This is a genomic window from Acinetobacter sp. UBA6526 (assembly GCF_002434875.1).
GTDB lineage: Bacteria > Pseudomonadota > Gammaproteobacteria > Pseudomonadales > Moraxellaceae > Acinetobacter > Acinetobacter venetianus.
The window spans coordinates 1-7,237 of the sequence record NZ_DJLC01000005.1 but is presented as its reverse complement, the minus strand read 5'-3'; the positions used below and the strand labels follow the sequence as shown (position 1 = coordinate 7,237).

The window sequence follows — 7,237 nt, the reverse complement described above, 5'->3', positions numbered from 1 at the left end:
TTGGTACAGAGTCAGGATGATAATCGATTTAAGCAGTTCGAGATGCAACAAGGTATGTCGATTGGTTTTGATGAACAACCTTTAATGGCAAGTAATTTAGAAATACTAGCACCTTTCGAGCAGGATGAGTTAAATCCAATTGTGTATCAGGCATAGCCTGATACACAATTAAAGATTAAGGATTAGCTGCACAACGTACTGAGTTATTTAAGTTAAAATCAAAGTAATATTTCTGGTTCTTAGACTCTTTGACTAATTCAGGATCTGCTACTGGGTCGATTGCATGTCTACTCATGGTTTTACCCGTAAATGTTTTTAAAGGTTGTCCATCTGATGGTGCGGAACTTCGTACCACTTTTAAAGTTCCTGTNNTTTCTTGGTTTTATCCAGTAATTGCTGCAACTGTTTTTGTTGCTCTAGTGAGAGTTTTTCTTTAGTAGTTGGAATGGAGGCTTGTTGATTTGCATTTGATGTTGATTTGGCACAAGCAGTTAAAGAAAGACTAGAGAGTAAAATGATTGCAAGGTTTTGTTTAATCATCTTTTTTAAAATCATTGGGTTGCAAATATTGCCAAGATTTTAAGGCAGTTTATCGCTGTTGAAAAGAAACATTGTGTTAAGTATACAAAAGCATCAATCTGATTACAGTCAGAGTTCGCTCATATTAATTAGCGCAAAAAAGAAAGTACTTTAAACTAGTTTATTCTAAGTTAGCTGCGCAACGCACTGAGTTATTTAAATTAAAATCGAAATAATATTTTTGATTCTTAGATTCATTGACTAACTCAGGATCAGCGATAGGGTCAATTGCATGGCGTTGCATAGTTAACCCATTGCCCACCATACGCATATTTTGTCCATCATCTGTTGCAGAACCTCGTACCACTTTTAAAGTTCCTGTTTTTGGGCCTTGAGGATTTTTCTCTGGAGATTTACTGTAATATTCAGGATCATACCAATCCAGCATCCACTCATAATTATCAGTAATCATGTCATAAAAGCCCAAAGGTGTTGGTGGGAATTGTTGTAATAAGGCAATACTTTTAGTTACTTTAAATGGCTTTTTAGATGTTTGTCTTTGTTCAAAGCTCCAAACATTACGCCCATTATCAATTTTTCCATTATCAGTTGCATAGAGAATATATTGTCCCCGGTTACGCGCTGCATATTCCCATTGTGCTTCTGTGGGTAGGTCCATCTTTAAATTGAGTTGCGTGCCAAGCCATTGGCAATAATTTCGAGCTTGTTGCCAGTTAATACCTGCTGCAGAGGTTGGAATACGATATTTCTGTGTTACTTCGTTAAAATTACCGATAGTTTTTTGCCCTGTAACATCAGTATAAATATCAAAATCAGCATAGGTGGCTTTGGTAGCGCTTAAATGAAAGTCATCAAGAGTGACTTTGTGTAGAGGTTTGCTATCGCCCTTGCCATCGTATGGAAGTTTATCAATACTATGCTCAGGGCCGAAGTCTCCCATCATATAGCTGCCACCTTTTACAAAAATAAGGTTTTTCTTGGTTTTATCCAGTAATTGTTGCAACTGTTTTTGTTGCTCTGGTGAGAGGTTTTCTTTAGTAGTTGGAAGGAAGGCTTGCTGATTTGCATTTGATGTTGATTTGGCACAAGCAGTTACAGAAAGACTGGAGCATAGAATAATTACAAGGTTTTGTTTAATCATCTTTCTAAAAAATAAACGTATTATCTGTACATCTTAAAAGATTATATAGGTGCGAGGAAGTATTATTGTGTTACTTAATAAGGGGAGTAATTAAATACTTAATCATTTTAGCTAAATAGGCCATATTTTTTGATATTAAAATCAATCATGTTGAAGCGTCGGTGTTTTGTATAATTTTATATTCAAATAGTTCTATTGTTATTCACATGCTTTTTATATTCAGGCTAAGATTGTACATTTGATGTTTTGCATTTTTGACTTGTGCTTAATTGTTTTAATATTTCAGTGAATAGAGAATTTTTAAAGCCATGAAAAAAATCATCCCTATCATTTTTATGATGTGTTTCATTCCTAATGCCTATGCACAAACGAAAGAAGAAAATTGCAAACTACTAGGAATCATGGGCTACACAGCTCAATATCAACGACAGAGTGACCATGATCAAGCAGAAATAACGAAACGCTTACTGAGTAATGTAAAAGTGGTTTATTCAAATGAGCCAGAAGATGTTCAGAAAAAAGCGTATCAGTTCTCAGAAGCTACGATTAAAGAAGCATATAAATATCAAGTTTTTAAAGATATTGAACAGAAAAGAAAAGCTGTACGGGATTTTGAAAATATCACCTATACAAAATGTATGAAAACGCTGGATCTCTCGAACTGAAATTAATGGAATGAGTACACATTTGATTGATATGGTTTAATACAACTTTTATATCATTTATTAAATTTTATCAGTTGAGATTAAAAAGCCACTAAACAATTAGTGGCTTTCTTTAAAAACTAAATCAACTTATTTAATTTTCTTAAAGATAAAATCATTAATCTTATGACCAGATTCAAGACCGCGACGCTCAAATTTAGTCACTGGACGCCATTCTGGACGAGGGTAGCTATTGCCTTTACCTGCTAGATTTTCCATATCTGGACGATTGTCTAGGATATCAAGCATCCACTCTGCATACGGCTCCCAATCTGTGGCAGCGTGGAAAGTACCACCAAGCTCTAACTTTTGTTCAACCAATTGCATGCGCTCATGAATCACAAAGCGACGCTTAAAGTGACGCTTTTTCTGCCAAGGGTCTGGGAAGTAAAGCTGTACACAGTTAATGCTGTTATCTGGCATTTCACGTAATACTTGAATTGCATCGGCATCCAATACAAATAAGTTCTTTAAGCCAGCCATACCTGCTTCATAGACACACTGTGCGATACCGGGAACATGAACTTCAATCCCGACAAAATTGCGCTCAGGATTTGCTTTGGCCATTAATACCAAAGAACGGCCCATACCAAAACCAATTTCAACGGTCAAAGGACGTTCAGGATGTTCAAAATGCTGGCGTAAATCACCAACAGGATATTCCAAAATTAAATCACGATAATCTTCTAAAGCAGTACGTTGCGAAGTATTGAGCGGAGCTGAACGACGCATAAACGTCACAATCTCACGGTGCTCAGGTAAATTGTCGAGTTCCGTAATTTGCGTTTCTAACTGATCGTTTGACATGATTCTGGAGGTATAAATATAGAAAGGCCGTATTTTAAGTGTTCAGGGGATCAAGTCAAATTTTTCAGGCATTTTATTTAAGAGAAAATTTCTAAAATTGCTTAAAAGTTGTAAAGAAAACTTCATGTGGATGTCACAGAAATTGCATAGCCTATTGTCGATTTGAACATAAAGTAAAAAAGCTATGAAAACATTTAAATTTCACTCGATCGCAATGTGTTTAAGCCTATTAGGTGCATCATCTATATTTTCAGTTGCACATGCACAACTTATGTTTAGCCAATATGTAGATGGCAGTAGTAATCGTAAGGGTTTAGAAATCTATAACCCTGACGGAACAACTGTGAATTTGGCTGATTATGAAATCCAACAATTCAACAATGGTGGAACAGCCAAAACTGCAACATTCCAGTTGCAGGGGACTTTAGCGAGTAAGCAAAAATATTTAATTGGTCGTTCTGAATTACAAGCACAGCTTGGCAGTAAGGTAAATCAAGTTGCAGGTTTGTCATTCAATGGTGATGATGCGATTGTCTTGGTTTATCGTGGTACGCCTGTAGATCGTTTTGGTCGTATCGGTGAACGTCCAACTTCAGGTTGGGGGACAACTGCCTATAGTATTGCGAACAGTTTTAAGCGTATTCAAGCAGAAAATCCTGTTTTAAGTGTTGATCCAACAAGTCCTTTTGATTTAGATCAATCTTGGCAAGCTTGGACTGATCGCAATGATTTCTCAAATTTAACTGGATCAACGACGACACCACCAACGACAGAAACTGTTTCATGTAGCAGTAGTGATACGCCAATTGCAGATTTAGCTCAAGCAACACAAAATCAAACTTATACGATTCGAGGCATCATTACCGCGGATTATCGTTATAACAATGGTTTCTCAGGTTTTTATGTTCAAACTGCAGATAGCAAAGCTAAGGCAAATGTGAGCAATGCGATTTTTGTATATATCCCAGCGAGCAGTGCGATAAAAGGTGGGCAAGTAGGTGAAGAAGTGATCTTAAAAGGTCGTCTCACCAGTTATCAAAATCAATTACAAATTGATCAACTACAACAAGATATTCAAACCTGTAATCTGAATATGGCTGATCAAGTACAACCACTGGCAATCAATCTCCCATTTTCAAGTTTAAGTGATAGTTCAGAAAATTCAGCAAAACGCTATCAAGGGATGTTGGTTAAACTTCCTCAAACGTTAACAGTCAGTGAAAATTATAACTTTGGTCGTTATGGCGAGTTATCGTTGAGTTTAGGACGCTTATTTATTCCAACTAATCTCTATCCAGCATTATCAAATGAAGCAAAAGCATTAGCACAACAAAACTTACTTTCAAAAATCATTTTTGATGATGGTTATAACAATCAGAATAGAACGCCTTGGTTGCCACAAAACTTTAGTGCATTGAATACATTACGTTCAGGCTATCAACTTAAAAATGCTGAAGGGATTTTAGAATATCGTTTTAATAACTGGCGTGTACAGCCCGTGGTTGGACGTAATTTGCCAGAGTTGGTGGCAAATACCAATCCACGTCAAACAATTGCAGCAAAACAAAGCCAATATATCCGTGCAGCTGCTTTCAATGTCTTGAATTATGACAATGGTAAAAATGGTTTCCCAACTGAGCGCGGTGCGACAAGCCAAGCTGAGTTTGATAAGCAACATCGTAAAATTGTGAGTGCGCTAAAAACAATTGATGCTGATGTTTATGGACTCATGGAAATTGCAAACAATGGTTATGGTAGTGACAGTGCAGTCGCTTATTTAACGAAAGCATTAGGCAATGATTGGAAGTATGTTATTCCTGAGGGACAAGATAAATTAGGTACAGACGTGATTGCAGTCGCGATTATCTATAACAGTAAACGCGTTAAACCCGTCAATAAAGCAGCAGTACTAGATTTAGGTGATAAAAACCGTAGCACAATTGCACAATCGTTCCAGCCAGTTCAGGGTGGGAAAATATTTACAGTGATTCCGAATCACTTAAAATCAAAAGGCTGTTCAGGTGTGGATTCAACATCTTTGGATGCAGATCAAAATGATGGACAAGGTTGTTGGAATCCTACACGTGTGAAAGCAGTTGAACAATTAACACAATGGATTGCTAAGAATCCAACCCAAGTTAAAAACCCGAACATTTTGCTGCTCGGAGATATGAATAGCTATGCTAAAGAAGATCCAATTTTGACCTTTGAAAAAGCAAATTATAAAGTTCTGTTAAACGACGCAAAAGTGGGGGAGGGTGCAAACGCCTACAGCTATGTATTCGGCGTTTCAAGTAATGCAGAAGGTTATGGTGGTGCAGGCAACCTTGATCATGCGATTGCAGATTCTGAACTGTACAAACGTGTTGTAAAAGCTTTTGCTTGGCATATCAATGCCGACGAGCCAACAGTCCTTGATTACAACGAAGAATATAAGACAGAGGAGCAAAAGGAACTATTCTACTCTGCTGATCCATATCGTTCATCTGACCATGACCCCGTGATCGTGGATTTGGATATGAAAGGTTCTGCTACGCAGCCTGATCAGAATCCTAAGAATATCATTTCAGAGTTCTTGAACGCTTTATTCTCATGGTTAAGCCAATTATTTGGTCGAGCATAAAAAATGAAATCCGTGACATTGAGTAATCTGTTCTTTCATATTTTAATCAATCGTCACGGAATATAACTTGCAAGGCAGAAAAAAATTCATTAATAGTAAGTGTGTAGATATTTTTAGCTTTAAAGTTATTTTAAATGTGAGTCTATATCTGTCTCTCGGGTTTCGTTTGAATGTTCAAGAGCATAAATAGTTATTAGAAAACAAGGATTAGATATGAAGTTGTATTATTCACCAGGCGCATGTTCTTTAGCAGCACATATTATCTTAAATGAAATAAATGTAGATTTTGATTTAGAAAAAGTTGACTTAAAGACTCATAAAACTTCAAAAGGTTCAGATTATTATGAGATTAATCCAAAAGGTTACGTGCCTGCTCTAGAGATTAATCCGGGTTTGATTTTGACTGAAAACGTTGCGATTTTACCATTTCTTGCTCAGCATGATCCTAAACAGGATCTTATCCCCCCATCTGGAATGGGGCGTGCTAAAGTTCTGGAATGGTTAGGTTATTTAAATTCTGAATTGCACGATGCTTATGCGGTGTTCTTTGGTGGTCATTTAACTGATGATGAGAAAACCAAAGCTTATGCTGAGATAGATCGTTTATTGAAATATATTGATAATCATCTGGCTGAGTCTGAATATGATTATTTAGTTGACGATAACTTTGGGCCAGCGGATGCTTACTTGTTTGTGTTGACGAATTGGTCAAATCATATTGAGCATGACCTTATGCCATATATAAACATCATTGCATTACGTAATAAAGTTGCTGAGCGTCAGTCTGTTCAAATTGCAATGCGTGACGAAGGTTTATTAGCTTAATCTAATACGCCATTAAAAAAGCCTCTGTTTCCAGAGGCTTTTTTAATGATCAACAATAAATTATTGTTGAGCTTTTTCTTTAACATCAGCAGCAGTAGATTCTACTGCACCAGCTACGTCAGCAGTTGCATCACGTGCAGCAGCTTCAGTTTTAGCAGCAGCTTCAGCTGTGGCGTGAGCTGTGTGATCAGCAGCAGCATCGATTTGATCAGCAGCATTGTCCGCAGCAGTTGCGATGTTGTCAGTTGCAGTAGCAGTCGCGTTTTGGATATCAGCGCTTGCTTGTTCTGCAGCATTTTCTAAGTGCTCACCCGTAGTTGCACCAGTTTCAGGCGCTTTATCTTTATTACAGCCCACAAGCGCAACAGTAGCAGCGAGACCAAATGCAACAAGTAATTTATTCATTTTCATATTTCCTTTTCGTTGTGGCATCCAACAAGTATGGATAGCGAAAATATAAACATAAAAACGTTGACGAATAAAGTTGAAAATTTGTTGATAACTTGTAAAAACACGCACTTACATCTAGAAATGTAAATGCGTGCACATGTTTTTTGAGTGTTCTGTTATGAACCTGAACGAATCATGTAATCAAAA

General features: G+C 37.0%; 7 protein-coding genes. 3 read left to right on the top strand and 4 right to left on the bottom strand.

Annotated elements, in window-relative coordinates:
* Window positions 1-175: 175 nt before the first annotated feature.
* Both B4237_RS00295 and B4237_RS00290 read right to left on the bottom strand, forming a co-directional pair.
* On the bottom strand, window positions 176-355 hold the full coding sequence (locus B4237_RS00295) for a hypothetical protein (protein WP_286940750.1): 180 nt from the start codon (window positions 353-355) through the stop codon (window positions 176-178).
* A 345-nt stretch (window positions 356-700) separates the two neighbouring features.
* Window positions 701-1,681 (bottom strand): formylglycine-generating enzyme family protein, encoded by a 981-nt coding sequence (locus tag B4237_RS00290; RefSeq protein WP_286940749.1) that lies wholly within the window; start codon window positions 1,679-1,681, stop codon window positions 701-703.
* A gap of 308 nt (window positions 1,682-1,989) precedes the next feature.
* On the opposite strand from B4237_RS00290, the gene B4237_RS00285 reads away from it, so the two are divergent.
* Window positions 1,990-2,346, top strand: a complete 357-nt coding sequence (locus B4237_RS00285; RefSeq protein WP_278596356.1) for a hypothetical protein — start codon at window positions 1,990-1,992, stop codon at window positions 2,344-2,346.
* Window positions 2,347-2,475: 129 nt separating this feature from the next.
* Here B4237_RS00285 and trmB read toward each other — a convergent pair whose 3' ends face one another.
* The gene (trmB, locus tag B4237_RS00280; RefSeq protein WP_004662584.1) at window positions 2,476-3,192 is read right to left on the bottom strand and encodes a tRNA (guanosine(46)-N7)-methyltransferase TrmB; all 717 of its coding nucleotides are present in this window, start codon (window positions 3,190-3,192) and stop codon (window positions 2,476-2,478) included.
* 184 nt (window positions 3,193-3,376) lie between these two features.
* Here trmB and B4237_RS00275 point away from each other — a divergent pair, with 184 nt between their 5' ends.
* Window positions 3,377-5,815 (top strand): ExeM/NucH family extracellular endonuclease, encoded by a 2,439-nt coding sequence (locus tag B4237_RS00275; protein ID WP_278596357.1) that lies wholly within the window; start codon window positions 3,377-3,379, stop codon window positions 5,813-5,815.
* Window positions 5,816-6,028: 213 nt separating this feature from the next.
* Window positions 6,029-6,640: a glutathione binding-like protein gene (locus B4237_RS00270; protein ID WP_278596358.1), complete on the top strand. Its 612-nt coding sequence runs from the start codon at window positions 6,029-6,031 to the stop codon at window positions 6,638-6,640.
* 60 nt (window positions 6,641-6,700) lie between these two features.
* Here B4237_RS00270 and B4237_RS00265 read toward each other — a convergent pair whose 3' ends face one another.
* On the bottom strand, window positions 6,701-7,045 hold the full coding sequence (locus B4237_RS00265; RefSeq protein ID WP_004880170.1) for a hypothetical protein: 345 nt from the start codon (window positions 7,043-7,045) through the stop codon (window positions 6,701-6,703).
* Between the last annotated feature and the right edge of the window lie 192 nt (window positions 7,046-7,237).